The sequence below is a fragment of the Streptomyces sp. NPDC055189 genome, assembly GCF_053606765.1.
In genome coordinates this window covers 1-23,546 of the sequence record NZ_JBSGSG010000004.1, presented here as the reverse complement: position 1 = coordinate 23,546, position 23,546 = coordinate 1, and the positions used below count along the sequence as shown (strand labels likewise).

The 23,546-nt window shown below is 69.5% G+C and carries 24 protein-coding genes; 14 read left to right on the top strand and 10 right to left on the bottom strand.

Annotation, left to right across the window (positions count from 1 at the left end; all coding sequences use genetic code 11):
* The first annotated feature begins 14 nt into the window (after nucleotides 1–14).
* Nucleotides 15–1,412, top strand: a complete 1,398-nt coding sequence (locus ACWFR3_RS04445; RefSeq protein ID WP_453733042.1) for a hypothetical protein — start codon at nucleotides 15–17, stop codon at nucleotides 1,410–1,412.
* Between the two features lie 45 nt (nucleotides 1,413–1,457).
* Here ACWFR3_RS04445 and ACWFR3_RS04440 read toward each other — a convergent pair whose 3' ends face one another.
* Complete coding sequence (locus ACWFR3_RS04440; protein ID WP_453733041.1) at nucleotides 1,458–2,030, bottom strand: MarR family winged helix-turn-helix transcriptional regulator; 573 nt, start codon at nucleotides 2,028–2,030, stop codon at nucleotides 1,458–1,460.
* A gap of 193 nt (nucleotides 2,031–2,223) precedes the next feature.
* On the opposite strand from ACWFR3_RS04440, the gene ACWFR3_RS04435 reads away from it, so the two are divergent.
* A complete protein-coding gene (locus ACWFR3_RS04435) occupies nucleotides 2,224–3,708 on the top strand; it encodes an APC family permease (RefSeq protein WP_453733040.1) in 1,485 nt (494 codons plus the stop codon).
* 8 nt (nucleotides 3,709–3,716) lie between these two features.
* Here ACWFR3_RS04435 and ACWFR3_RS04430 read toward each other — a convergent pair whose 3' ends face one another.
* Nucleotides 3,717–4,508 carry an acetoacetate decarboxylase family protein gene (locus tag ACWFR3_RS04430; protein ID WP_453733039.1) on the bottom strand — a complete coding sequence of 264 codons (792 nt, stop codon included), beginning with the start codon at nucleotides 4,506–4,508 and terminating at the stop codon, nucleotides 3,717–3,719.
* A gap of 280 nt (nucleotides 4,509–4,788) precedes the next feature.
* Here ACWFR3_RS04430 and ACWFR3_RS04425 point away from each other — a divergent pair, with 280 nt between their 5' ends.
* On the top strand, nucleotides 4,789–6,171 hold the full coding sequence (locus tag ACWFR3_RS04425) for a glutamine synthetase family protein (protein WP_453733038.1): 1,383 nt from the start codon (nucleotides 4,789–4,791) through the stop codon (nucleotides 6,169–6,171).
* Between the two features lie 46 nt (nucleotides 6,172–6,217).
* Nucleotides 6,218–7,492, top strand: a complete 1,275-nt coding sequence (locus ACWFR3_RS04420; protein ID WP_453733037.1) for a cytochrome P450 — start codon at nucleotides 6,218–6,220, stop codon at nucleotides 7,490–7,492.
* Between the two features lie 3 nt (nucleotides 7,493–7,495).
* Here the strand turns inward: ACWFR3_RS04420 and dusB are convergent, their stop codons facing one another.
* Nucleotides 7,496–8,626: a tRNA dihydrouridine synthase DusB gene (gene dusB, locus ACWFR3_RS04415; protein WP_453733036.1), complete on the bottom strand. Its 1,131-nt coding sequence runs from the start codon at nucleotides 8,624–8,626 to the stop codon at nucleotides 7,496–7,498.
* A gap of 213 nt (nucleotides 8,627–8,839) precedes the next feature.
* On the opposite strand from dusB, the gene ACWFR3_RS04410 reads away from it, so the two are divergent.
* Nucleotides 8,840–10,321, top strand: coding sequence for an MFS transporter (locus ACWFR3_RS04410; protein ID WP_453733035.1), 1,482 nt, complete (start codon nucleotides 8,840–8,842; stop codon nucleotides 10,319–10,321).
* Here ACWFR3_RS04410 and ACWFR3_RS04405 read toward each other — a convergent pair.
* On the bottom strand, nucleotides 10,260–10,970 hold the full coding sequence (locus ACWFR3_RS04405) for an SDR family oxidoreductase (RefSeq protein WP_453733034.1): 711 nt from the start codon (nucleotides 10,968–10,970) through the stop codon (nucleotides 10,260–10,262). The two genes, ACWFR3_RS04410 and ACWFR3_RS04405, sit on opposite strands and share 62 nt — an antisense overlap.
* A gap of 132 nt (nucleotides 10,971–11,102) precedes the next feature.
* On the opposite strand from ACWFR3_RS04405, the gene ACWFR3_RS04400 reads away from it, so the two are divergent.
* Nucleotides 11,103–11,492, top strand: a complete 390-nt coding sequence (locus ACWFR3_RS04400) for a MerR family transcriptional regulator (RefSeq protein WP_453733033.1) — start codon at nucleotides 11,103–11,105, stop codon at nucleotides 11,490–11,492.
* Entirely contained in the window at nucleotides 11,489–11,917 is a 429-nt protein-coding gene (locus ACWFR3_RS04395) for a protein-tyrosine phosphatase family protein (protein ID WP_453733032.1), read from the top strand. Before ACWFR3_RS04400 ends, ACWFR3_RS04395 begins: the two co-directional genes overlap by 4 nt.
* A gap of 34 nt (nucleotides 11,918–11,951) precedes the next feature.
* On the opposite strand, the gene ACWFR3_RS04390 is transcribed toward ACWFR3_RS04395, so the two are convergent.
* The gene (locus ACWFR3_RS04390; RefSeq protein ID WP_453733031.1) at nucleotides 11,952–12,158 is read right to left on the bottom strand and encodes a hypothetical protein; all 207 of its coding nucleotides are present in this window, start codon (nucleotides 12,156–12,158) and stop codon (nucleotides 11,952–11,954) included.
* 95 nt (nucleotides 12,159–12,253) lie between these two features.
* Complete coding sequence (locus tag ACWFR3_RS04385; protein WP_453733030.1) at nucleotides 12,254–13,633, bottom strand: glycine--tRNA ligase; 1,380 nt, start codon at nucleotides 13,631–13,633, stop codon at nucleotides 12,254–12,256.
* Nucleotides 13,634–13,777: 144 nt separating this feature from the next.
* On the opposite strand from ACWFR3_RS04385, the gene ACWFR3_RS04380 reads away from it, so the two are divergent.
* From ACWFR3_RS04380 to ACWFR3_RS04365, 4 genes are read left to right on the top strand one after another with little or no spacing between them, the layout of a single operon-like run.
* Complete coding sequence (locus ACWFR3_RS04380; RefSeq protein WP_453733029.1) at nucleotides 13,778–14,767, top strand: metal ABC transporter substrate-binding protein; 990 nt, start codon at nucleotides 13,778–13,780, stop codon at nucleotides 14,765–14,767.
* Between the two features lie 32 nt (nucleotides 14,768–14,799).
* Nucleotides 14,800–15,609 (top strand): metal ABC transporter ATP-binding protein, encoded by an 810-nt coding sequence (locus tag ACWFR3_RS04375; protein ID WP_453733028.1) that lies wholly within the window; start codon nucleotides 14,800–14,802, stop codon nucleotides 15,607–15,609.
* 5 nt (nucleotides 15,610–15,614) lie between these two features.
* The gene (locus ACWFR3_RS04370) at nucleotides 15,615–16,520 is read left to right on the top strand and encodes a metal ABC transporter permease (protein ID WP_453733219.1); all 906 of its coding nucleotides are present in this window, start codon (nucleotides 15,615–15,617) and stop codon (nucleotides 16,518–16,520) included.
* Between the two features lie 37 nt (nucleotides 16,521–16,557).
* Entirely contained in the window at nucleotides 16,558–17,013 is a 456-nt protein-coding gene (locus tag ACWFR3_RS04365; RefSeq protein WP_365857958.1) for a Fur family transcriptional regulator, read from the top strand.
* A gap of 78 nt (nucleotides 17,014–17,091) precedes the next feature.
* Here ACWFR3_RS04365 and ACWFR3_RS04360 read toward each other — a convergent pair whose 3' ends face one another.
* Both ACWFR3_RS04360 and recO read right to left on the bottom strand, forming a co-directional pair.
* Nucleotides 17,092–17,913 (bottom strand): isoprenyl transferase, encoded by an 822-nt coding sequence (locus tag ACWFR3_RS04360; protein ID WP_190081028.1) that lies wholly within the window; start codon nucleotides 17,911–17,913, stop codon nucleotides 17,092–17,094.
* A 64-nt stretch (nucleotides 17,914–17,977) separates the two neighbouring features.
* Nucleotides 17,978–18,730, bottom strand: coding sequence for a DNA repair protein RecO (recO, locus tag ACWFR3_RS04355; RefSeq protein ID WP_453733027.1), 753 nt, complete (start codon nucleotides 18,728–18,730; stop codon nucleotides 17,978–17,980).
* Between the two features lie 108 nt (nucleotides 18,731–18,838).
* Here recO and ACWFR3_RS04350 point away from each other — a divergent pair, with 108 nt between their 5' ends.
* Nucleotides 18,839–19,516 (top strand): AIM24 family protein, encoded by a 678-nt coding sequence (locus ACWFR3_RS04350; RefSeq protein ID WP_453733026.1) that lies wholly within the window; start codon nucleotides 18,839–18,841, stop codon nucleotides 19,514–19,516.
* A 4-nt stretch (nucleotides 19,517–19,520) separates the two neighbouring features.
* Here ACWFR3_RS04350 and ACWFR3_RS04345 read toward each other — a convergent pair whose 3' ends face one another.
* Together ACWFR3_RS04345 and ACWFR3_RS04340 are read right to left on the bottom strand one after the other, a co-directional pair.
* Nucleotides 19,521–20,150 carry a DUF1266 domain-containing protein gene (locus tag ACWFR3_RS04345; RefSeq protein WP_453733025.1) on the bottom strand — a complete coding sequence of 210 codons (630 nt, stop codon included), beginning with the start codon at nucleotides 20,148–20,150 and terminating at the stop codon, nucleotides 19,521–19,523.
* Nucleotides 20,151–20,211: 61 nt separating this feature from the next.
* Nucleotides 20,212–20,448 carry a hypothetical protein gene (locus ACWFR3_RS04340; RefSeq protein ID WP_453733218.1) on the bottom strand — a complete coding sequence of 79 codons (237 nt, stop codon included), beginning with the start codon at nucleotides 20,446–20,448 and terminating at the stop codon, nucleotides 20,212–20,214.
* A gap of 366 nt (nucleotides 20,449–20,814) precedes the next feature.
* On the opposite strand from ACWFR3_RS04340, the gene ACWFR3_RS04335 reads away from it, so the two are divergent.
* Together ACWFR3_RS04335 and ACWFR3_RS04330 are read left to right on the top strand one after the other, a co-directional pair.
* On the top strand, nucleotides 20,815–21,648 hold the full coding sequence (locus ACWFR3_RS04335; RefSeq protein WP_453733024.1) for a helix-turn-helix domain-containing protein: 834 nt from the start codon (nucleotides 20,815–20,817) through the stop codon (nucleotides 21,646–21,648).
* Nucleotides 21,630–21,830 carry a DUF397 domain-containing protein gene (locus tag ACWFR3_RS04330; protein ID WP_453733023.1) on the top strand — a complete coding sequence of 67 codons (201 nt, stop codon included), beginning with the start codon at nucleotides 21,630–21,632 and terminating at the stop codon, nucleotides 21,828–21,830. Before ACWFR3_RS04335 ends, ACWFR3_RS04330 begins: the two co-directional genes overlap by 19 nt.
* Nucleotides 21,831–23,546 lie beyond the last annotated feature (1,716 nt).

Genomic DNA, 23,546 nt, shown 5'->3' with positions numbered 1-23,546 from the left:
TACAGTCGTTGCGCATGAACGCTTCCCTGCCCACCCGGCGCACGCTCATCGGCGTGGCCGCTGTCGCCGCTGTCGCCGGGGTCTCAGCGCTGACCGGCTGCGCCAAGGACGACAAGTCGGGTGGGAAGTCGGGTGAGAAGGGGAAGAAACAGCCTTCGCCGAGCCCGTCCACCACCGACGCGGCCCGGCTCGGCGAGTCCCCGCCCGCCGCCGACACCGCTTCGGCCAGATCGACGGGCGGGGCTTGGCGCTATACGCATCTCTCGCCCGAGCACAGCGCCTCCTACCTCGCACTCGCCGTCACGTCGCGGGACGACGTATGGCTGCTGGGGGCGCGGGAGACGCAATCCTCCACCCCGTTCCTCGAGCACTGGGACGGGAAGCGATGGAGCGAGCCCGCACCGCCCGACGCACTGATCGCGGGCGGACGGGGATCCTCCTGGGCACTGGCCGCGGGCGCGCCCGGCGAGATATGGCTCGCACAGCGCACAGGGCAGGACACGGGACAGGACACAGGGCAGGACACGGGGCAGGGCGGACAACTCGCGGTGTTCCACCGGAAAGGCGGGTCGTGGCAGCGGCTGCCCGATCCCCCGGACACCAGGGACAGCCGATGGTCGGGCGGGGAGACGCAAGGCGCCTGGTGCGTGGCCTCGGGGGCGCACCTGTGGGTCAGCTCCTACGGCAAGGTCGTGCACTGGGACGGGAAACGCTGGGACGTTCCCCCGCTCCCCTTCCGCGCCGCCGCTCTCGCCGCCGCGCCCGCCGAGGACGGCACCCCCCGTGTATGGGTGGCCGGTTCGGTGGACACCGAGTGCGGTCAGGGGGAGTGCTACCCGCAGCCCGCCACCGCCCGGTGGGCGGACGGCGCCTGGCAGCAGTCCGACACCCCCTCGTTCCGCTTCCCCGACCCCGTGCCGCCCGAGGCGTCCGCCTCACTCGACACCATCGTCCACGACCCCGCGAGCGACCGTCTCTGGGCGCTCGGCCGCCACGACTTCAACCACGGCGAGGTGGACGAGGAGCCCGACGACGAGAGCATCCTGCTGACCGGTGACGGCACCGCATGGAGGAAAGTGCGCGCTCCCGATCTCGGACGGGCCTTCATGACCGCCATGACCGTCCCCGACGGAACCGGTGGGCTGCTCCTGGACTCGCGGACACGCCGTACCAAGGGCGGGAAGGTGCACAAACTGCGGGACCCGGGCCGGCTGCCCGAGCCGTCCGAAGTGCCGAAGCCGAAGCGGAAGTACGACTTCAAGCAGCCGTTCGACATCGCCACGACGCGACTGATCCCCGGCACCCGGACCGTCCTCGCGGCGGGCGTAGCGATCTTCAACAACTCCACGAGCACGGGGAACCCGCCACGTCGTCCCGTACTGGCCCGCTACGACGCCGACGGCGAGGGCTGACCGGACTGACCCAGCTGACCGGGCTTCCGTGGCACGGGACGGGACCTACTCCTTGGCCCGCCTGCCACTCCGGCGAGGAGCCGGCTCAGCCCCGTCAAGGAGTTCCAGCCTCCGCTCGTCCCCCTTCTCCTCCGTCTGCACGACGATCTTCCGCAGCAGATCCGCCAGGGTCCTGCACTCCTCGTCCGTCAGACCGTCGGCGACGAACGCCTCCTCCGCGTTGAAGGCGGGGAACACCTTCTCCATCAGCCGCTCCCCCTCCCCCGTGAGCCGCAGCAGCGCGAGCCGCCCGTCGTCGGGATGTCCCCGGCGTTCGAGGAGCCCGCGCCCCGCCAGCGTGCGGGCGACCCCGGTCAGCGTGCCCTTGGAGATGCCCGCCTCCTCGGCGACGTACCGCGTCTCCATCTCCCCCCAGATCCAGACCACGTAAAGCACCACGAACGACGTCCACGTCAGCTCGGCACCCCGCAGCACGGAGTTCTCGAAGTGCTGCCGGACGGCCGACGCCGCGCGGTAGATGTTCGATACGGCGGCCATCTGCTCGTACTCGACGGGGGTGCCGCCGAGCTTGGCCCGGACCGCCTTCTCGGTCTCGCGGATGGTGCGGTAGCCCGTCACGTCCGTCTCTCCTCGTTCCTGTACCTCGCGCGTCCGCCGCGGCTCCGGCCGACGGCCACAGTCTGCCAAGACCTCTTGCCGGGGCGCAGACGCGTCCGTACCATCAGCGCCACTCGAATTCGTACGGGCTCAAACGATAACGCGTTTCCTGAGGAAACGCGCTCCCATGCTCTCCCCTCCCCGGAGTCCCGGTATGACCATCGATCACCACGGCACGCCCACGCCCGCGCCGCCCCTCTCCTCCACCTCAGCGCCCGAGCGCCGCATCGGCGTCACGGGCATCGTCTTCTTCGTCGTCGCCGCATCGGCCCCGCTCACCGTGGCCGCGGGCGGCGTACCGCAGTCCCTCGGCGTCACGGGCATCCTCGGCATACCCCTCCTCTACCTCCTCATCGGCGTCGTCCTCGCCCTCTTCAGCGCGGGGTACGCGGCGATGAGCCGGCGCATCACGGGCGCCGGGGCGTTCTACGCGTACACGGCGCAGGGTCTCGGCCGCAGCGCCGGTGTCGGCGCGGCCTTCGTCGCGCTGCTCGCGTACAACGCCATGCAGATCGGCATCGCGGGGCTCTTCGGGGCGACGACTGCGCAGTTCATCGAGTCCAAGACCGGCGTCGACATCCCCTGGTGGGCGCTCGTCCTCGCGTGCACGGCCGTCGTGGGGGCGCTCGGATACCGGCGCGTGGACCTGGGCGTGAAGGTGCTCGCCGTACTGCTCGTGTTCGAGTTCGGCACCGTGCTCGTCTTCGACATCGGCCAGTTCGCCGACGCCCCGCAGGGCATCTCCACCGCCCCTCTCACCTGGGGCGCCGCCACCGACGGGGCGCTCGGGGTCGCGCTGTGCTGCGTGTTCGCCGCGTACATGGGCTTCGAGTCGGCGGCGCTCTACAGCGAGGAGTGCCGGGATCCGCGCCGTACGGTGGCGCGCGCCACCTACATCGCCGTCGGGCTCATCGGCGTCTTCTACGCGGCTACCGCGTGGGCGATGATCAGCGGTGCGGGCACCGGGCAGGCCACGAAGGTCGCGGCCGAGCAGGGGCCGGAGATGCTGTTCTTCCTCAGCGACCGGACCAGCGGCCTGGGCCCCGCCTTCGCCGACTTCGCGCAACTCTTCCTCATCACCAGCCTGCTCGCCGCGCTGCTCTCCTTCCACAACGCCGTTGCCCGGTACGTCCGTTCACTTGGCCGGGAGGGTGTACTGCCACGCGGACTCGGGGTGATCCACCCGCGCCACGGTTCGCCGCACCGGGGCTCGCTGCTCCAGACCGCCCTCACGGTCGTCGTCATCGGCGTCTTCGCGCTCGCGGGGCGCGACCCGGTGATGGACGTCTTCACGTGGCTGACCAACCTCGGCGCACTCGGCGTGATCCTGCTCCTGCTCGCCACGTCGGCGTCGGTCATCGCCTACTTCGCGCGCCGACGCGAGCTGAACGAGTCGAGCGAACCCCTGTGGAACCGGCTCGTCGCGCCGCTCCTGTCGGGTGTCGCGCTCGCGGTCATCTTCTGGCTCGCGCTGACCAACTTCAGCGTCCAGCTGGGGGTTTCGTCCGGCAATCCGCTGCGGTGGATCCTGCCTTCCCTGATCCTCGTAGCCGCTGCGGCTGGGGTCTTGTGGGGGTTGTGGCTGCGGAGGTCTCGCCCCCAGACATATGCGGGGATCGGGTCGGCGGCGGGGAAGTGACCGTTCCCTCACAGTCCCCTCTCCAACAGCGTCCCGCCGTTCCAGACCACCCCCACCTGCCGGTAGTACGCGCCGATCGGCTCCTCGATCGTCAGCGCGGCCAGTTCCTCCGTGGGCGCGTCGAAGAGGTCCAACTCGGCCTCGCCCGACCAGGCCTGACCGCCCTCGAAGGAAGCGGCGCCGGACGCGATGAGCTCATCGAGCGCAAGACCCTTGCCCTCTATGGCGGGGAGCTGGCGGTGGTGGGCCATGGGGTGGGCGTTGACGAAGCCGTTCGTCTCGGAGGGTTCGCGCAGGGTGACCACCACCTGGGCGATACGCCGGTCCGCGGCGGCGAGCGTGGCCCCGAAGGCGGCGCCCGCCTCTATGCGGGGCGCGGGGCCGAAGGGGTGCGGCCGGGTGAGGTGGATCGAGCCGAGCTTCTTCGGGTAGCCCTGGTGGTTGCCGCGGGCGATGGCGAAGTCCTTGTCGACCCAGATGTAGACGCACCGGGAGTAGGTGCGCCCGCGGTAGCCGCACCTCACGACGGCGAAGCACTCCTTGTACTGGGCCCGCACGGGATCGAGCAGCTCCGCCCTGTCGTCCCCGCAGGACTGCCAGTCGGCCCAGATGAGGGCGACGGCGCCGGGATCGTCGGCGGCCAGGTCGAGCGGCGCGGGGAGGAGTTCGCGGACCCTGGCCGGGTCGGTGCGGTACTCGACGGTGAGAAGGTCTCCCGAGTAGTGCCAGGGCGGGGCCGGGATGAGCGAGGAGCGGCCCGTCGCGGTCTTGGGCGGGAAGAATCCTTGGACTCCGGCCATGAACTTGCTCCTTCGGGCACGACGAGGATTTTCGTTTGGGTCCGTACGATATGCCTCCGGCGGTGTGAGCGCCATGGGGCACCGCTCCTGCGTCAGGGGTAGATCCGGCGAGTCGGGCAGGTGGGCGGGAAAGCTCCTACGGGGCCCACGGCGGGCGGCGCCGATACACCCCCGGCGGACATGCACCCCCGCGAAGGGGCTTGCGCAGACCCGCGGGGATTCCTATCGTTTGGTCTCAAACGATAACCCCGATCCACCCCGCAGAAAGGCTGGAATCCGGGTGAGTGAAGCAAGCGCAACCCCGAGGAACAAGGCCACCCGAGTAGCAGAAACCGTAGAAGCGCTGCGCGCACAGGGCACCGACGTGATCCGCGTCGTCTACCCGGACCTCCTCGGCGCCGACCGAGGCCGCGACATCCTCGTAGGGCACCTGCCCAGCGCCTGCGAGCACGGCCTCTCCTTCTGCCGCGCCGTCTACCACACCACCCCCGGGGGCGACGTCGTCCCCGTCACGGGCGGCCTCGACGCCGGCCTGCCGGACGTCTCCGTACGGCCCGATCTGTCCACACTCCAGGCGCTGCCCTGGGAGCCGGGCGTCGCCTGGTGCCTGGGCGACACGGTCGATCCCGCGACCGGCGAAGCCGCCCCGGAGTCACCCCGCGCCCTGCTGCGGCGCGTACTCGAAAGCGCGGAGGAGTACGCCGACGGCGCCGTAACTCCCGTCGTCGGCCCCGAACTCGAGTACTTCCTCTGCGACGCCGACCCCGCCACCCCATCCGGATGGTCGGTGTACGGCGGCGCCACCGGCAACGTGTACAGCGCGGGCCGGCGCGGCGACCCGGACGGCCACCTCCTGCGCACCCTGCGCGCCCTGGGCGATCTCGGCATCGGCGTCATCGCGGGCAACCACGAGTTCGACGGCGGGCAGTTCGAGATCAACCTCGACCACTCCGAGGCCCTGGACGCCGCCGACCGCGCCTTCCGCTTCAAGGCCGCCGTCAAGGAGACGGCCCGCCGCGAGGGGCGGCTCGCGACCTTCATGGCCAAGCCGTTCAACGGCCTCGGCGGCTCCGGCTTCCACCTGCACGTCTCCCTCGTCGACGCCGCCGGGCACAACGTCTTCGAGGACGCGGGAGCCCCCGACGGCCTGTCCGCCACCGCCCGGCACGCCATCGCCGGACTCCTGCGCCACGCACCCGCGCTCAGCGCCCTGCTGAACCCCACCATCAACTCGTACAAACGCTTCGGCCCCGACACCCTCGCCCCCTGGCTGATCGACTGGGGCCACGACAACCGCAGCGCCATGCTCCGGATACCGCCCGAGAGGGGCGCCGGGACCCGGCTCGAACTCCGGCTCGGGGACGCGTCCGCCAATCCCTACCTCGCCGTGGCGGGCGCCGTGGCCGCCCTCCTCCTCGGCATCCGCGACAAGCCGGAGCCGCCCGCACCCCTGGAGGGCTACGGCTACCAGGAGGACTCCGCGCCCGGCCTCCCCGGCACGCTCGGCGCCGCGCTCGACGCCCTGGAGGCCGACGAGGCACTGACCGGGCTCCTGGGCGCGGAGTTCACGAACGCCTTCCTCACGTACAAGCGCAACGAGATCGAACGCTTCCAACACCACGTCACCGAATGGGAGTTCACGGAGTACGCCTTCCTCATCTGACCCCCTCGTCCGACTCCCCGAGAACGAGAACCGAAGGAGTACGTCCATGAGTACGGTCACGGGGTCCGAGCCCCTCGCCCTGTCCGACGTCGACCTCGCCGACAACGACAAGTTCACCGACGGCACGCTGCCCTGGCGGATGTTCGACGTGCTGCGCCGCGATGACCCCGTCCACTGGCAGCCCGAGCCCGCGCCCAACTCCGGCTTCTGGGCGATCACCCGGCACGAGGACATCGTGCGCGTGGACCGCGACCCGGAGACCTTCACCTCGATGCGGTTCACCAACCTCGAAGAGGTCGACGAGGACCAGATCGCCCTGCGCCGCTCCCTCCTGGAGACGGACGGCATGCGGCACCGCGCGATGCGGCTGATCCTGCAGAAACAGTTCACGCCGCGTGCGGTGGCGACGTACGAGACGTTCCTGCGCGGGCTCACCGCCCGCACCCTCGATGCCGCCCTGCCCAAGGGGACCTTCGACTTCGTGCGGGAGGTCTCGGCGGACTTCCCCATCAACGTGCTCGCGCGGATGCTCGACGTCCCCGAGGAGGACACCCAGCAGCTCATCGACTGGGGCAACCGCATCATCGGCAACACCGACCCCGATTACGCCGACGTGCTCCTGGAGAGCGCGGAGAGCGAGCAGTACCGCGATCTGCCCTTCCGCTCCCCCGCCGCGCTCGAAGTCTTCGAGTACGGGCGGAAGCTGGCGGCGAAACGGCGCGGCGGTGACGGCACGGATCTGGTGAGCACGCTGGTCAACAACTCGCCCAAGGACGGCATCCCGCTCTCCGACACCGACTTCGACAACTACTTCCTGCTGCTCGTCGTCGCGGGCAACGAGACGACGCGGCACGCCATTTCGCACTCCATGCTCGCGCTGATCAATCACCCGGCCGAGCGCGCCAGGCTCACCGCCGACCCCTCGCTCATCCCGGGCGGCGTCGAGGAGTGCCTGCGCTGGGCCTCGCCCGTCTATCACTTCCGGCGCACGGCGACCCGGGACGTGGAGCTCGGCGGCAAGCTGATCAGGGAGGGCGACAAGGTGGTGCTGTGGTTCGCCTCCGGCAACCGTGACGAGGACGTCTTCCCCGACCCGTACCGCTTCGACGTCACCCGCGAGAACATCGACCACGTCACCTTCGGCAAGGGCAGCCCGCACTTCTGCCTGGGCAACTCCCTGGCCCGCCTGGAGATGCGGATCATGTTCGAGGAGCTGCTGCCGAGGTTGGCGGACATCCGCTTGGCCGGAGAGATTCGCCGCGTCCGCTCCAACTTCGTGAACGGCATCAAGGAACTCCCTGTCACGGTGACCCTGAAGTAGCCCTCAACCGCCGGAGGTGTCCAGCTCCGCGTCCTCGCTGATGCCCGCGCAGTCGTAGGGGTCCTTCAGCCAGCCGTCCGGCAGGACCACGCGGTTGTTGCCCGACGTACGGCCGCGCGGGCCGTCCGCGCCCGTCGGCCACGGCTGGTCGAGGTCCAACTCGCCGAGCCCGTCTTCGAGTTCGGCCAGGGACGAGGTGATCGCGAGGCGCTTGCGCATCTCCGAGCCGACGGCGAAGCCCTTCAGATACCAGGCCACGTGCTTGCGGAAGTCGATGACCCCGCGCGCCTCGTCGCCGATCCACTCGCCGAGCAGGGTCGCGTGGCGGATCATGACCTTCGAGACCTCGCGCAGGTCCGGGGCCTTGGGGGCGCCCGTGCCCTCGAAGGCGGCCACCAGGTCGCCGAAGAGCCAGGGGCGGCCGAGGCAGCCACGGCCGACGACGACTCCGTCGCAGCCGGTCTCCTTCATCATCCGCTGGGCGTCGGCGGCGGACCAGATGTCGCCGTTGCCGAGGACGGGGATCTCGGGGACGTGCTCCTTGAGGCGGGCGATGGCGTCCCAGTCGGCGGTGCCGCCGTAGTGCTGGGCGGCGGTGCGGCCGTGCAGGGCGATCGCCGTGACGCCCTCCTCGACGGCGATACGGCCCGCGTCGAGGAAGGTGATGTGCTCGTCGTTGATGCCCTTGCGCATCTTCATGGTGACGGGCAGGTCCCCGGCGCCCGCGACGGCCTCACGGAGGATCGCGCGCAGGAGAGGCCGCTTGTACGGGAGCGCGGAGCCGCCGCCCTTGCGGGTGACCTTGGGGACGGGGCAGCCGAAGTTCAGGTCGATGTGGTCGGCGAGATTCTCCTCGGCGATCATGCGGACCGCCTTGCCGACGGTGGCGGGGTCGACGCCGTACAGCTGGATGGACCGGGGCTTCTCGGTCTCGTCGAAGTGGATCAGCTGCATGGTCTTCTCGTTGCGCTCGACCAGGGCGCGCGTGGTGATCATCTCGCTGACGAAGAGGCCCTTGCCCCCGCTGAACTCACGGCACAGCGTCCGGAACGGCGCGTTCGTGATGCCCGCCATGGGTGCGAGCACGACGGGCGGCCGCACGGCGTGCGGGCCGATCTGAAGCTGGGGCTCCATGGCGCGGGTTCCTCCGGGGCGAGCTGTTCGGTGCTGGGGGCAGACCTCTTATTGTCCCTCATTCGCGGGACTGCCCGCGCGGCCGCCCGGACCCCCGGCCGTTACCAGCCGGTACGGCTCTTCCGTGGCCGCCTGTGAGCAGGCATCGCACGCGTGAGGGCAGGCCCCGGCCCACGGACGCGCCCCCCGTCCCGTCGGGATACCGTCGAACACATGCCCCCGCAAGAGCTGACGCACCGCCGACGCATGCTCGTCCTCGCCATCTGCTGCATGAGCCTGCTCATCGTCAGTCTCGACAACACCGTCCTGAACGTCGCCCTGCCGACCATGGCGCGGGAGTTCGACACCAGCATCTCGGGGATGCAGTGGACGATCGACGCCTACACCCTCGTACTCGCCGCGCTCCTCATGCTCGCCGGGTCGACGGCCGACCGGGTCGGGCGGCAGAAGATCTTCAAGGTGGGGCTCGTGATCTTCACGGTCGCCTCCGTCGCATGCTCCCTCGCGCCCAATCTGGAGTCCCTCGTGGCCTTCCGCATGGCGCAGGCCGTCGGCGGCTCCATGCTCAACCCGGTCGCGATGTCGATCATCACGAACACCTTCACCGATCCCCGCGAGCGGGCCCGCGCCATCGGGGTCTGGGGCGGGGTCGTCGGCATTTCCATGGCCGCGGGGCCGATCGTGGGCGGCCTCCTCGTGGACTCCGTCGGCTGGCGCTCCATCTTCTGGATCAACCTGCCGGTCGGCCTCGCGGCCCTGCTCCTCACCATCCGGTACGTCCCCGAGTCCCGCGCCCCCAAGCCGCGCCGCCCCGACCCCGTCGGCCAGCTCCTGGTCATCGTGCTGCTCGGCGCCCTGACGTACGCGATCATCGAGGCCCCGACGGCGGGCTGGACGTCGCCGCTGATCATCGCCTTCGCGGGAGTCGCGCTGCTTGCCCTCGCCGGACTGCTCGTCTACGAGCCGCGCCGCCGCGACCCCCTCATCGACCTGCGCTTCTTCCGCTCGGCACCGTTCAGCGGCGCCACGGTGATCGCGGTCTGCGCCTTCGCCGCGCTCGGTGGTTTTCTGTTCCTCTCCACGCTCTACCTGCAGAACGTGCGCGGCCTCAACGCCCTGCACGCGGGCGTGTGGATGCTGCCGATGGCCGCGATGACGCTGATCTGCGCCCCGCTCTCGGGCCGCCTGGTCGGCAGCCGCGGCCCGCGACTCCCGCTCCTGATCGCGGGGGTCTCGATGACGGTCTCGGGGGTCCTGTTCGCCGCCTTCGACGCGGAGACCGAGAACGCGACGCTCTTCCTCGGCTACGTCCTCTTCGGCCTCGGCTTCGGCTTCGTGAACGCCCCCATCACCAACACCGCCGTCTCCGGCATGCCCCGCTCCCAGGCGGGCGTCGCCGCCGCCGTCGCCTCCACCAGCCGCCAGATCGGCCAGACCCTCGGCGTCGCGGTCATCGGCGCGGTCCTGGCCTCCGGGGTGGGCTCCTCGTCGTACGCGGCCACCTTCACCGGAGCGAGCCGCCCCGCCTGGTGGATCATCGCGGGGTGCGGCCTCGCGGTCCTGCTCCTCGGCGCGCTGACCAGCGGCAGCTGGGCGAGGGAGACGGCACGGCGGACGGCCGAGCGCCTGGAAACTAGCCCGCAAGGACCGCCTGCGGATACAGCACACTCGGATCAGCGCTCAGCGCGGCCTTGAGCTGCACGCTCGCCTCGTCGGCGAGGACCTCGAACGCGCGGGCCTCGACCCCGTCGAGTCCGGCCCGTACGACATCGGCGGGATCGTTCTTCTCGATGTCCCACCCGGCCATCATGTCGGTGTCGGTGCTCCCGACCACCAGGCCCGTCACCGAGGTTCCCCGGCCGATGAGTTCGAGCCGGACGCAGTTGGTGAGGCTCCAGGCCGCCGCCTTGGCGGTGGCGTAGGCGTTGCTGCCGTCGTACGAGGTCCAGGAGAGCGCCGAGAGGACGTTGAGGACGGCCCCGCCGCCATTTCCGGCCAGGACGGGGGCGAACGCGCGGACCATGTTCAGCGGGCCGAAGAAGTTCGTCTCCATCTCCAGGCGGATCAGATCGAGATCCCCGGCCACGAGGTTCTGCCCGGTCAGGGTCCCGGCGTTGTTGATGAGGAGCGTGACGTCCTGTGCCACCCGGGCCGCGGCGGCGACGGACTCCGGGTCGGTGATGTCGAGCCGCAGCACCTCCACGCCCGGGATGTCCACGCTCTCGGGGGTGCGCGCGGTCGCGTAGACCTTGGCCGCGCCCCTCTCCAGAAGCTGCGTGGCGAAGTGGCGGCCCATGCCGCGGTTGGCGCCGGTGACGAGAGCGGTGGAGCCGGAAATCTTCATGGGGTGCCTCCTGGCAGGTACGGCAGGTACGTACGAGGGCCGGTGATGGCCGCTCGCGAGCTACGCTAAAACCTGACGTCGACGTCAGAGGCAAGTGACGTCGGAGACAAATACCGGCAGCCGGGAGGGCTCATGCGCATCGGGGAACTCGCCACCAAGGCGGGCGTGAGCGTGCGGGCGCTGCGCTACTACGAGGAACAGCACCTGCTCGCGTCGGAACGCAGCGCGAGCGGGCAACGGCACTACGCGTCGAGCGCGGTGGACCGCGTACAGCTCATCCAGCAGCTGTACGCCGCGGGCCTGCCCAGCCGGACGATCGTGGAGCTGCTCCCCTGCGTGGAGACGGGCGAGGTGACCACGGAGCTGCTGCACCGCCTCGCGGCCGAGCGGAGCCGCATCGACGCGCAGATCCGGAGTCTGACGGGCACGAGGGACAGGCTGGACGACATCCTCACGACGACCGCCACGTCCTGGTGCACGGGCGAGCCCTGCCCGCCGGCGGACACTACTCTCGTCCCATGACCGCGACTTGGGACCCCACGGCAACAGGCGTACTACGACTCCCCTCGGGCCGGCTCGTCCGCGGCCGGGGTCTGCGCCACCCGCTCCCGGAGGGCGCACAACCAGACTTCGCCCTCTACCTCCTCGGCAAGGAGCCGCCCTCCGTCGCCTGGGAGTCCCGCTGGCTGCGCTGGCCCGACTTCCGCCTGCCCGCCGACCGCACGGCGACGGCCGCCGCCCTGCGCGAGGCATGGGAGCGGTCGGAGACGGAGCGGGTCGAGGTCGCGTGCGGCGGCGGCCAGGGACGTACGGGGACGGCCCTCGCGTGCATCGCGATCCTGGACGGGGTGCCGGGCCCCGAGGCGGTCACGTACGTGCGGGAGCACTACGCGCCGCGGGCGGTGGAGACCCCGTGGCAGCGGAAGTTCGTGAAGCGGTTCGGCTGACACCGGGGGTGGCCGCCGCCCCGCGTCCGCGAGGTCACGGCACCGAAGGATCCACCGTCGCCTGATGCTCCTCGGCGAGATGTTCCTCCGCCTTGAGCCACGGCAGGAACTGGGCCCGTTTCGCCCAGCCGCAGGTGTCGCAGCGCAACTGCCGCTGGACGCCCGACTTCTGCACGTGCACGACATGCTCGCGCCCGTGCTGGTCCCATCTGCTGACCTTGCTCGTGGTCATCGAAGGCATGGCGAACAGTGTGCAGCAGAAGCCCCCGGATCCGTAGGCGGATCCGGGGGCTTCTTTCAACCTTCACTCAGTGAGTGCCCCTGCGGGGGTCGGCGTCAGCAACCCACCAGACGCGAGGCGAGGTAGCCCTCGATCTGGTCGAGGGAGACGCGCTCCTGCTTCATCGAGTCACGCTCGCGCACCGTGACCGCGTTGTCGTCCAGGGTGTCGAAGTCGACCGTCACGCAGTACGGCGTGCCGATCTCGTCCTGGCGGCGGTAGCGGCGGCCGATGGCGCCCGCGTCGTCGAAGTCGATGTTCCAGTTCTGGCGCAGGGCGGTCGCCAGGCCCTTGGCCTTCGGGGACAGCTCCGGGTTGCGGGAGAGCGGCAGGACCGCGACCTTCACCGGGGCGATGCGGTGGTCGAAGCGCATGACCGTGCGCTTCTCCAGCTTGCCCTTGGCGTTGGGCGCCTCGTCCTCGATGTAGGAGTCGAGGAGGAAGGCCAGCATGGTGCGGCCGACGCCCGCCGCGGGCTCGATGACGTACGGAGTCCAGCGCTCCTGGGCCTCCTGGTCGAAGTAGGAGAGGTCCTGGCCGGAAGCCTTGGAGTGCGCGGAGAGGTCGTAGTCCGTGCGGTTGGCGACGCCCTCCAGCTCGCCCCACTCGCTGCCGCCGAAGCGGAAGCGGTACTCGATGTCAGCGGTGCGCTTCGAGTAGTGGGAGAGCTTCTCCTTCGGGTGCTCGAACCAGCGCATGTTCTCCTCGCGCAGGCCCAGGCCGGTGTACCAGTTCCAGCGCTGCTCCATCCAGTACTCCTGCCACTTCTCGTCCTCGCCCGGCTTGACGAAGAACTCCATCTCCATCTGCTCGAACTCGCGGGTCCGGAAGATGAAGTTGCCGGGCGTGATCTCGTTGCGGAAGGACTTGCCCATCTGCGCGATGCCGAAGGGCGGCTTCTTGCGCGAAGTCTGCTGGACCTGGCCGAAGTTGGTGAAGATGCCCTGCGCGGTCTCGGGGCGCAGGTAGGCGACGGAGCCGCTGTCCTGCGTCGGGCCGAGGTGCGTGGAGAGCATGCCGGAGAACTGCTTGGGCTCGGTGAACTGGCCCTTGGTGCCGCAGTTCGGGCAGTTGACGTCGGCGAGGCTCTCCGGCGGACGGCCGTGCTTGGCCTCGTACGCCTCTTCCAGGTGGTCGGCGCGGTGGCGCTTGTGACAGGAGAGGCACTCGGTCAACGGGTCGGAGAACGTGGCGACGTGACCCGAGGCCTGCCAGACCTCCGTGGCCAGGATCACCGACGAGTCGATACCGACGACGTCCTCACGCGAAGTGACCATGTAACGCCACCACTGGCGCTTGAGGTTCTCCTTGAGCTCGACGCCGAGCGGCCCGTAATCCCAGGCGGCACGCTGGCCGCCATAGATCTCACTGCACGGGTAAACAAAGCCACGGCGCTTGCTCAGGCTGACGATGCTGTCGATCTTGTCGGCGGCCACGGTGCTCTCTTCATTACGACGGTGGGCGAAGCGAATGACTCAGGTTACCGGCGGCCTTACCCCCGTAATCAAATCGGTTCCGGGTCAGCGGTCGCCAGGACGCGTAGTTGACAATCGTTTCCAGATTTGTTGAAAATGAGTGTCATGAACGTACGTCGCCTCATACCCACCGCCGCCGTCGCCTCCGCCACGGTTCTCGGCCTCACGGCCCTGTCCGCCTGCTCCTCCTCCAGCGCCGCGGACAAGAACGGCGACGGCAAGCTGAACGTGACGGCGTCGTTCTACCCCATGCAGTACCTGGCGCAGGAGATCGGCGGCGACCACGTCTCCGTGGACACCCTGACCAAGCCGGGCGTCGAGCCGCACGACCTGGAGCTCAGCCCGAAGCAGACCGCCTACCTCGGCGAATCGGACTTCATCCTCTACCTCAAGGGCATCCAGCCCGCCGTCGACGACGCCATCGGCCAGTCCGGCGTGAAGAACACCGTGGATGCCGCGACCCTCACCAAGCTGGAGAAGCACGGCTCCGGGGTCGGCCACGACCACGGCGGCGAGGAGCACTCCGAGGACGAGCACGCCGAAGAGGAAGAGCACGACCACGAGAGCGAAGCCGGTGCCGACCCGCACATCTGGCTCGACCCGGTGAAGTACGCCGAGGTCGCCGAGGGCGTCGGCAAGGCCCTTGAGAAGGCCGACCCCGACCACGCGGCGGCGTACAAGAAGAACACGAAGGCCCTGGTCAAGAAGCTGGATGGCCTGAACACGAAGTTCGAGAACGGCCTGAAGGACACCAAGTCCAAGACCTTCATCACCACGCACTCCGCCTTCGGCTACCTCGCCGAGCGCTACGGCCTTGAGCAGGAGAGCATCGCCGGCGTCGACCCCGAGTCGGACCCGAGCCCCGCCCGCATCAAGGAGCTCCAGGACATCGCCAAGGAGGACAAGGTCTCCACGGTGTTCTTCGAGACCCTGGCCAGCGACAAGACCGCCAAGACCCTCGCGAACGACGCGGGCCTCAAGACGGACGTCCTCGATCCCCTGGAGGGAATTACGGACAAGTCCAAGGGCGATGACTACATCGGGGTCATGGAGTCCAACCTCGCCGCGCTGCAGAAGGCTCTCGGCGCGAAGTGAACGTACGGCAAGCAGCATCGGAGGCGCACGCCATGGAAGCCACGGAAGCAACGGACCAAGCGGGGACCGCCCCGCCCGTCATATCCGTGCGGGCGGCCACGGCCACCCTCGGCGCGCGCCCCGTGCTGCGCGGCATCGACCTCACCGTCAAGCCCGGTGAGGTCGTCGCCCTGCTCGGCGCGAACGGCTCGGGCAAGTCCACCGCCGTCCGCTCCGTGATCGGCCAAGTCCCGCTCACCGGCGGCGAGATAAACCTCTTCGGCACCCCCCTGAAGCGCTTCCGCCAGTGGGCCCGCATCGGCTACGTACCGCAGCGCACCACGGCCGCGAGCGGCGTCCCCGCGACGATCCGCGAGGTCGTCTCGTCGGGCCGCCTCTCGCGTACGAAGCTGTCGAGGCTGGGCTGGACGACGAAGGCGGACCGCGCGGCGGTCGACCGGGCCATCGGGCTCGTCGGCCTCGCGGACCGCGCCAAGGACTCCGTGAGCGCCCTGTCCGGCGGCCAGCACCAGCGCGTGCTGATCGCCCGCGCGCTCGCCTCCGAGCCCGAGCTGCTGATCATGGACGAGCCGATGGCGGGCGTCGACCTGGCGAGCCAGGAGATCCTCGCCCAGACCCTGCGCGAGCAGGTCGCGGCCGGTACGACGGTCCTGCTCGTCCTGCACGAGCTCGGCGCCCTCGAGCCGCTGATCGACCGCGCGGTCGTCCTGCGCGACGGCTGCGTGACCCATGACGGCCCGCCGCCCAAGGCCACGGGGCAGCACGCGCTGCCCGGCCACGACCACGTACATCCGCACTCGGCCGACGAACACGAGCCGATCCGCACGGGACTGCTGACCTGATGATGATGGAAATCTTCCAGACCGAATTCATGCAGCGGGCGCTGATCGCCGCCGTCCTCGTCGGCATCACGGCCCCCGCCATCGGCATCTACCTCGTCCAGCGCCGTCAGGCCCTGATGGGCGACGGCATCGGCCACATCGCCATGACGGGCGTCGGCCTCGGCTTCCTGCTGAACTCCAGCCCCGTCTGGATGGCGACGCTGATCTCGATCGTCGGCGCCGTGACCATGGAGCTGATCAGGGCGTACGGCAAGACCCGCGGCGACATCGCCCTCGCGATGCTCTTCTACGGCGGTATGGCGGGCGGTGTCCTGCTGATCAACCTCTCGGACACCGGCTCGAACGCGAACCTCTCCTCGTACCTCTTCGGCTCGCTCTCGACGGTCTCGGACTCCGACGTCACTGCGATCTGCCTGCTCGCGGCCTTTGTGGTCCTGGTCACCATCGGCCTGCGCAAGCAGCTGTTCGCGGTGAGCCAGGACGAGGAGTTCGCACGGGTGACGGGCCTTCCCGTGCGCGCGCTCAACCTGCTCATCGCGGTCACGGCGGCGGTGACGGTGACCGTCGCGATGCGCGTCGTGGGGCTGCTCCTGGTGAGCGCGCTCATGGTGGTGCCGGTCGCGGCGGCCCAGCAGATCACCCGCTCGTTCAAGGTGACGTTCGTCCTGTCGGTGGTCATCGGCACCGCCGTGACCCTCTCCGGCACGGTCACCTCGTACTACCAGGACGTGCCGCCCGGAGCGACCATCGTCCTGATGGCGATCGGCGTCTTCGTCGTCCTGACGGCACTCGCGACTCCCCTGGCCAGGCGCAGGGCACGGGCGGTGACCGCCGCGGAGGCGACCTGCACGGCGGACGTTGCCGCGGACGTTCCCGGCGCGCGGCGCCCGGCGGACGAGGTCACCGTCTGAGAGCGAGCTGGCACAATGGCCCCACGGGATATGACAGATGTGCGGGCGATCGTGCGAGTTATCAGTTGAGGAGGCACCTGTGACAACAGCTGCGGGACCCCCGGTACGAGGCCGATCCACCCGGCAGCGCGCCGCGGTGGCGGCGGCCCTGGGCGAGGTGGACGAGTTCCGCAGTGCGCAGGACCTGCACGACATGCTCAAGCACAAAGGCGATTCGGTGGGCCTGACCACGGTCTACCGCACGCTCCAGTCCCTCGCCGACGCAGGCGAGGTCGATGTGCTCCGCACCGACGAGGGCGAGTCGGTCTACCGCCGCTGCTCCACCGGCGACCACCACCATCACCTGGTCTGCCGGGTGTGCGGCAAGGCGGTCGAGGTCGAGGGCCCGGCGGTCGAGAAGTGGGCCGAGGCGATCGCCTCCGAGCACGGGTACGTGAACGTGGCGCACACGGTCGAGATCTTCGGCACGTGCGCGGAGTGTGCGCAGAAGTAGCCTGAACGCAGTGAGGGCCCGCACCGGCTTCGGTGCGGGCCCTCACTGCGTCTGAGGTGCGTCTGAGGTGCTTCTGCCTCAGCTGTTGGCGATCTCTTCCTCGTTCGGGATCGCCCCGCCGAACCGGCGGTCGCGCCCGGCGTACTCCAGGCAGGCGCGCCAGAGGTCACGCCGGTCGAAGTCGGGCCACAGGACGTCCTGGAAGACCATCTCGGCGTAACTGGACTGCCAGATCAGGTAGTTGGAGGTGCGCTGCTCGCCGCTGGGGCGCAGGAACAGGTCCACGTCCGGCATGTCCGGGTAGTACATGTACTTGGCGAAGGTCTTCTCGTTCACCTTCGACGGGTCGAGCCGCCCCGCCGCGACATCGCGCGCGATGGCCTGCGCGGCATCCGCGATCTCGGCACGGCCCCCGTAATTGACGCAGAAGTACAGGGTCATCGCGTCGTTGTCGACGGTCTGCTCCTGGGCGATCTGGAGCTCCTGGACGACGGACTTCCACATCTTGGGCATGCGTCCCACCCAGCGGATGCGAATGCCCAGCTCGTTCATTTCGTCCCGCCGGCGCCGGATGACGTCGCGGTTGAAGTTCATCAGGAAGCGGACCTCGTCGGGCGAGCGCTTCCAGTTCTCGGTGGAGAAGGCGTACAGGGAGAGGTTCTTGACGCCCATCTCCAGGCAGCCCTTGAGCACGTCGAGGACGACGCCCTCGCCCACCTTGTGCCCCTCGGTGCGCGGCAGCCCCCGCTCCTTGGCCCAGCGGCCGTTGCCGTCCATGACGCACGCCACATGCTGCGGCACCAGCTCGCCGGGGATCTTCGGCGGCCTGGCGCCCGAGGGGTGCGGCTCGGGGACCTTGTACTCACGGCGGGACCGTCCGAGGATTCCGCGTCGTGCCATGGGGGGCTCTCTCCTACCTAGCTGTTCTCTGTACGTTTGTACGTGGCGTGTGTACGTGACGTGCTTACGTGGTTTTCTCTACGTACCGCAATGAGCGGAGCCCGCGCTCCAAGTGCCAGTGCAGATAGGCCGAAACAAGCCCACTGCCCTCTCTGACGTGCCGCGCCTCGCACGCGTCCGCCGTCTCCCAGTCTCCGGTGAGCAGCGCGCCGAGCAGGCCGAGGGCTTCCAACGAGGGTACGACGCTGCCGGGCACCCGGCAGTCGACGCAGACGGAGCCGCCCGCGGCCACGGAGAAGAACCGGTTCGGTCCCGGCATTCCGCACTTTGCGCAGGAGCTGAAGCTGGGCGCGTACCCGTTCACGGCGAGGGAGCGGAGCAGAAACGCGTCCAGGATGAGATGCGGCTCGTGCTCACCGTTGGCGAGGGTCCGAAGGCCGCCCACGAGCAGCAGATACTGCTGCACGGCGGGCTCACCCTCATGATCGGTGAACCGCTCGGCCGTCTCCAGCATGGCGGTGCCCGCGGTGTAGCGCGCGTAGTCGGTGACGATCCCGCCACCGTACGGAGCGATGGTCTCACTCTGCGTACACAACGGCAGCCCCCGGCCGATGAGTTCGCTGCCGCGCGCGAAGAACTGCACGTCGACATGGGAGAAGGGTTCGAGCCGCGCCCCGAACTTGGACTTCGTGCGCCGCACGCCACGGGCGACGGCGCGGACCCGTCCGTGACTGCGGGTGAGCAGCGTGATGATGCGGTCCGCCTCACCCAGCTTCTGGGTGCGCAGCACGATGCCGTCATCACGGAACAGACTCATGAGGCCCATTCTCGCGTACGGGTCCGACAGCCGTGGCCAGGGTCCGACAGCCACGCCGGAGTGGCCCGAACCTCTGGCCACATGACTCAGACCTGACAAAATGCGCGCATGAAGAGTGAGCTGTTCTCCACGGAGCACATGGCGCAGCAGGCCGTCGCCCCCGGGATGACCCTGCAAAACGCCAAGTCCATCAAGTACGCGGTCAACGGCGAGATGCACGCACGGCAGGGCGCGATGATCGCCTACCGCGGCGACCTGCAGTTCGAGCGCAAGGGCCAGGGCGTGGGCGGCATGCTCAAGCGCGCCATGACCGGCGAGGGGCTGCCGCTCATGGCCGTGCGCGGCCAAGGCGAGGCGTGGTTCGCGAACGAGGCGCAGAACTGCTTCATCGTCGACATCGAGCCGGGCGACGTCCTCACCGTCAACGGCCGCAACGTCCTGTGCTTCGACGCGACCCTCTCGTACGAGATAAAGACGGTGAAGGGCGCGGGCGTCACCGGCGGCGGCCTCTTCAACAGCGTCTTCACAGGTGCGGGCCGGCTCGGCCTGGTCTGCGACGGCAACCCGCTGGTGATCCCCGTCTCGGCCCAGCAGCCGGTGTACGTCGACACGGACGCGGTCGTCGGCTGGACCGCGAACCTGGACACCTCCCTGCACCGCTCGCAGTCCATCGGCTCGATGATCAGGGGCGGTTCCGGGGAGGCGGTGCAGTTGATGCTGCGGGGCGAGGGGTACGTCATCGTGCGCCCGAGCGAGGCGACTCCGCAGAAGCCGCAGCAGCACTAACGCACTAACGCCGGCGGGCGGGGCGGGCCTGGTCGGGGCGGCTGATCGCTTCCCAGGGGGCCAGGGCCCACGGGCTCGTCCGGTTCGCCGGGTCGAGGAGGGCGCGGAGGTGGGCGTCGGAGACGGCCCGGGGCGCGGGGAAATCCCGCTCCTCCGTGCCGCTGAGGCTCTCCCGCCAGACCTGCCTGCCCAGGAGGTAGTGGTCGGCGTACTCCTGCCAGGAGGCGTACGTCCCCGCGACCGTCGGCACGACGTTCTTGAGCCGGGCCCAGGTGTCGGCCTCGCTCAGCATCCCGCAGGCGAAGCCGCGCCGTGAGATGTCCACGTAGAGCGCGATGTCCCAGGCGAGCGGTGCGACACCGAGCCTCCGCTGGGCCATGGCGCGATAGCCGGTACTCGCGAGCCCGCTCAGGCGCCCGAGCAGCTGCTCGGGCGCGGTGATCTCCCACTGCTCGGCCAGCCACTTCCCGGCCTTGCGGTCATCGATACGCGTGAACGGATACAGGGTCGTCCGGGACGCGTCCTTGTCCCGGCTGACCGGCGCGCTCAGCGACACCATCCAGAGCTGGTGCATGGTGAGCGGCGCCGGGTACTTCGACTCGACCTTCGGCTTGCTCCACTTCCATATGGCCATGCGCCCGCACCCTACGTCACGGGACCTTCACCCCTGTCACGGGGACTTCACCCGAGTCACGTCACGGGACTTCACCCCGGCTCCGTGCGTTCACGTAGGCGGTGGCGGCGCTGAGCCGCTCCGAATCGGTGGCGGTTCTGAGCGCGTCCGGCGCACAGTCCCACTCCCGCCCGCCGCCGAAGGGGCGGAGCTGGACGTAGGGCCCTTCGCAGCCCATGACCCTGCCGACCTGTCCGGTACGGGTGTCCACGGCGTAGGCGCCGACGGGCAGGTCCGGCGGGCCCGGGTCCCGGTTCAGGTCCACTTCGGATCCTCGCCTTCGACGCCGGCGCCACGTGGCAGGGCGAGGGCGAGGCGTGCGGCCGTATCAACGGAACATCCGCCCAATTCGATGCGCGGACAAGGGGCTTCACGGGCCCTGGATGTGGGGTCGATCCGCAATGACGGAAGAATAATTCCGGCCCTCGCGAGTGCGGAACGCAATTCCTTCACGGTGTCCTCCGCTTCTTCGACGCATAGCGCCGAGTGCCTCCTGCTTTCAGTCATGACGTGGCTCCCCTTTCCCATCGGATTTCACGCTTCGTGTCTCGATGGTGACGGGTCCGTCCTACACTCGGCAGGAGTCTGCGCCCTACAACTGCGGCGCAGCGGAGGGTGGTTGGCCATGGCCAATGGTTCACGGCAGGCGGCGTGGGAGTTCTTCGGCGCAGAGCTGAAGCGCCGCCGGGAGGATGCCGGTTTCACCCAGTCGGCACTGGGGGTACAGGTATTTGTTTCCGGCGGCTACATCGGCCAATTCGAACAGGCTATTCGTAAGCCGCAGCTGGATGTTGCACAGAGGCTGGACGAGGTCCTGCAAACCGGGGGCTTTTTCGAGCGGATGTGGCGAAAGCTGATCGACGACAGGCGGTACGCGGATTACTTCGCGTCGGTCGTACAGCTTGAGTCCCTGGCGACACGAATCTGCGAGTTCGCGCCTACGGTGATTCCGGGACTTCTGCAGACCGCCGCGTACGCACACGCGGTCACAATCGCAGCCAATCCCTTCGTGACCGACGCGTACGTAGAGGAGAAGGTGACTGCCCGGCTAGAGCGGGCTCGCATCCTCAACGACGCTACAAGGCCCGAGTATTGGACGCTGCTGCACGAGAACGTGCTGTACATCCCGGTGGGCGGGCCGTCTGTCATGGCACAACAGCTCGACCATGTCGCCTCGTTGATGCGCGAGCGACAGGTGGTGATGGCAGTGCTCCCCTACGACGCGGGAGCGCACGCCTCCATGGCCGGGGATCTGAGGCTCATGGAGTTCGAGGACGCACCCCCAACCGCCTATACAGAGACGTCCTTTTCGGGAACTCTCATCGATGAACCAGCAGTGGTGGCAAGGGCACGACGCGCATACGATCTACTCAGGGTCGCCGCGCTGTCGCCGGAGGCGTCCCTCGCCCTGGTCGAATCGGCGGCTAAGGACTACAGACGATGCACGAGTACGACCTGAGCAACGCAAGCTGGCGCAAGAGCAGCTACAGCAACGGCGAGGGCGGCAACTGCGTCGAGGTGGCCGACGAAGTCCCCGGCATCGTCCCGGTAAGGGACAGCAAGAACCCCGAGGGCCCCGCCCTGCTGCTCAGCGCCGAAGCCTGGTCCGCATTTGTCACGAACGTCCGCACGGCCAACTGACGGACCGGGGTCCACGGGCCGAAGGCGGGGCTGTGCTGGACCGGCGATGGTGTGGGCGCCGGTGCCGTCCGGTTCTCCCGAGATTGGCGGTTCCGGACCGGGCGTCAAGGGCGCTCCTACGTCGCGTCGGCTGCGCCGATTCCGCTGCGCTCCACCCTTGACCCCCGCCCCTCCACCGCGCGAGGGAAAGCGACCGGACGGCCCGGGGGGCGGGACTCTCGACCAGGACCGGCCGGTCGCGGGGTCGTCATGTCGGGTGCGGACTGGTTCGTTTGGGGCGGCCGTGAGCGGGTGAGGTGCGCGATCGCTTCGGCAATGGGTGCCGGTCTCGTCAAGCGACTGCCGACCGGATCGTCTGGGGTGACCGGCGGGCGAGGAGCGGGCGCGTGCGGCGCGGGGAGGCGGCCCGTCGGCCGCTTGCCAGCGCAGGGGTCGCGCGGGCGGGCTGACGTGTGGCGTGTGGCGTGTGGGGCTAACGCGGCGTGAGGGCCGGGGCGTTGCCGCCCTGCGGGCCCCAAGGCGGCAGCGGACCCGACCATCGGAGGCGGATTGCAAGAAAGTCCCACGACACGCCGGGCCAGGCGGGGCCCGCGTGAGACTTTCCTGCAATCCACTCCCTCGCAGCCCGATATGCCCGCTTTCGGCGTGGCGGGGGTGCGGGGCCATCACCCGCCACCACCCACGCCGCCCCTCCCGCAGCACAGCCACCCACCTCGCCACCGCACCACCCGCCGCAACGCCAACCCCGAGGAAACAGGGTCCCACCGAGGCCCCCACCGAGGCCTCGACCTGGGGACTCCCCCCGGAAGACCCCGGCAGACAACCGCCCGAGACCACCGCCCGTCCCCGGAGCGACCGCGCCCTCCCATCCCTGGCGGCCACCCCCGACGAGCGAGTCGGCAGCCGCTTGACGAGACCGGCACCGACCCCCGAGCCAGTCGCGCACCTCACCCTCCGCCGATCACCCCCGACGAACCAGTCCGCACCCGACACGACGACCGACCGACCCCACGGCCCTGGTCGAGAGTCCCGCCCCCGGGCCGTCCGGTCGCTTTCCCTCGCGCGGTGGAGGGGCGGGTGTCAAGGGTGGCCCGAAGGGCCATCGGCGCAGCCGACGCGCAGCGCAGCGGAGCGCCCTTTACTCCCGGCCCGCAACCGCCAAACTCGCGACCACCGGACGGCCCCGGCAACAACACCATCGCCGGTCCGGCACAGCACCCGTTCCAGTGCCGATTCACCCCGGCCACCCCCGACGAACCAGTCCGCACCCGCTTGACGAAACCAGCCCCCATCGCCGATCGCCGACGGAACCGCGCGCCTTGCCCCCGGCGGCCGTCCCCCGACGCTTCGTCCGGCAGCCGGTCGAGGAGACCGGGCCACCGGCCACGCCGACCGGCGCCGGGGGCAACACCTGATTCCCAGACGGCGCACCGCACACCCCGCGCGCTCCCCGCCTGCCAGAACGCAACTTCGCCAGAGTAGGTGCCCCACCCCTGGCCCTCCTCGCCGATCGCAGAAAAGTCCCGCCGCTCCCCGCCTCAGCACCTCGTCGCGTGCGACTTTCCTGCAATCCTCTCCACGACCGACGCCGCAGCCGCTCGACGCCAGGCTCTCCTGCGGCCCTACCTTCTTGAGTGCGTCCCGTGAGTTCGCGACTCTGGGTCTGCGCGGGTGGGGCAGGGATGGTTTTCATGCTGGCTGCCCTCCATGGCTTCG

Excerpts from the sequence above, each read along its gene's own strand:
- ACWFR3_RS04335 (WP_453733024.1), top strand. The coding sequence starts at position 20,815 with ATGGCCAATGGTTCACGGCAGGCGGCGTGGGAGTTCTTCGGCGCAGAG.
- ACWFR3_RS04400 (WP_453733033.1), top strand. The coding sequence starts at position 11,103 with ATGCGCATCGGGGAACTCGCCACCAAGGCGGGCGTGAGCGTGCGGGCG.
- ACWFR3_RS04370 (WP_453733219.1), top strand. The coding sequence starts at position 15,615 with ATGGAAATCTTCCAGACCGAATTCATGCAGCGGGCGCTGATCGCCGCC.
- ACWFR3_RS04365 (WP_365857958.1), top strand. The coding sequence starts at position 16,558 with ATGTGCGGGCGATCGTGCGAGTTATCAGTTGAGGAGGCACCTGTGACA.
- dusB (WP_453733036.1), bottom strand. The coding sequence starts at position 8,626 with ATGGAGCCCCAGCTTCAGATCGGCCCGCACGCCGTGCGGCCGCCCGTC.
- recO (WP_453733027.1), bottom strand. The coding sequence starts at position 18,730 with ATGAGTCTGTTCCGTGATGACGGCATCGTGCTGCGCACCCAGAAGCTG.
- ACWFR3_RS04375 (WP_453733028.1), top strand. The coding sequence starts at position 14,800 with ATGGAAGCCACGGAAGCAACGGACCAAGCGGGGACCGCCCCGCCCGTC.
- ACWFR3_RS04330 (WP_453733023.1), top strand. The coding sequence starts at position 21,630 with ATGCACGAGTACGACCTGAGCAACGCAAGCTGGCGCAAGAGCAGCTAC.
- ACWFR3_RS04445 (WP_453733042.1), top strand. The coding sequence starts at position 15 with ATGAACGCTTCCCTGCCCACCCGGCGCACGCTCATCGGCGTGGCCGCT.
- ACWFR3_RS04420 (WP_453733037.1), top strand. The coding sequence starts at position 6,218 with ATGAGTACGGTCACGGGGTCCGAGCCCCTCGCCCTGTCCGACGTCGAC.
- ACWFR3_RS04410 (WP_453733035.1), top strand. The coding sequence starts at position 8,840 with ATGCCCCCGCAAGAGCTGACGCACCGCCGACGCATGCTCGTCCTCGCC.
- ACWFR3_RS04345 (WP_453733025.1), bottom strand. The coding sequence starts at position 20,150 with ATGGCCATATGGAAGTGGAGCAAGCCGAAGGTCGAGTCGAAGTACCCG.
- ACWFR3_RS04395 (WP_453733032.1), top strand. The coding sequence starts at position 11,489 with ATGACCGCGACTTGGGACCCCACGGCAACAGGCGTACTACGACTCCCC.
- ACWFR3_RS04350 (WP_453733026.1), top strand. The coding sequence starts at position 18,839 with ATGAAGAGTGAGCTGTTCTCCACGGAGCACATGGCGCAGCAGGCCGTC.
- ACWFR3_RS04380 (WP_453733029.1), top strand. The coding sequence starts at position 13,778 with ATGAACGTACGTCGCCTCATACCCACCGCCGCCGTCGCCTCCGCCACG.
- ACWFR3_RS04390 (WP_453733031.1), bottom strand. The coding sequence starts at position 12,158 with ATGCCTTCGATGACCACGAGCAAGGTCAGCAGATGGGACCAGCACGGG.
- ACWFR3_RS04405 (WP_453733034.1), bottom strand. The coding sequence starts at position 10,970 with ATGAAGATTTCCGGCTCCACCGCTCTCGTCACCGGCGCCAACCGCGGC.
- ACWFR3_RS04435 (WP_453733040.1), top strand. The coding sequence starts at position 2,224 with ATGACCATCGATCACCACGGCACGCCCACGCCCGCGCCGCCCCTCTCC.
- ACWFR3_RS04360 (WP_190081028.1), bottom strand. The coding sequence starts at position 17,913 with ATGGCACGACGCGGAATCCTCGGACGGTCCCGCCGTGAGTACAAGGTC.
- ACWFR3_RS04430 (WP_453733039.1), bottom strand. The coding sequence starts at position 4,508 with ATGGCCGGAGTCCAAGGATTCTTCCCGCCCAAGACCGCGACGGGCCGC.